Annotated in this window: 1 protein-coding gene; it reads left to right on the top strand. The window is 72.7% G+C overall.

Translation table 11 applies throughout. The features are described from left to right. Positions 1 to 13 precede the first annotated feature (13 nt). Positions 14 to 545: bestrophin-like domain (locus ACLD7X_RS18150; protein ID WP_411425085.1), on the top strand; the 532-nt coding region annotated here is incomplete at its 3' end.

Here is a 545-nt window from a genome sequence, read left to right as displayed (position 1 = left end):
CCCCGGACCCACCATGCAGATCATCCTCTTCCTGCACGATTTGCCGCCCGCCGTGGTCTATGCGGTGTTCATGCTCGGCGCGGGCGGGATGGCGGGCTTCACCTGCCTGGTCGTGGCGCCGCTGCTGAAGCTGCCCTCCCCCAAGGACAACCTCGACCTGGCGATGCGGACCAGCGGGACGGTGACGGCCGCGCTGACCCTCACGCTCGCCTTCTGTGCCGTCCAGGCGCGTGCCCAGGTCGCCGACGCGCAGCGGCTGGTGGCGGCGGAGGTCTCGGCCATCGGCAGCCTGACGCGCATGGCGGAACGGCTTGGACCGCAGGGCCATGACCTGCGGGCGGAGGCCGCGCGCTACCTGGAATCGGTCGCCGCCGCCGAATTCCCGCGCATGGCCCGGGACGGCCGCCATCCCGGGACGGAACGTGCGGCGGAGGCGCTGGAGCGCGCGGTGTTCGATGCCGCGGGCCAGCTCCCCGCCCTGCTCGCCACCGACCTGCTGCAGGAGGAAGACCAAGTGGAGGAAGCGCGGTCCGCGCGGCTGGATG

The organism is Aphanothece microscopica RSMan92 (assembly GCF_046613545.2).
Taxonomy (GTDB): domain Bacteria; phylum Cyanobacteriota; class Cyanobacteriia; order PCC-6307; family Cyanobiaceae; genus NIES-981.
Note: the sequence above shows the minus strand (reverse complement) of the source record. Positions and strands in the feature narration are given on the sequence as shown.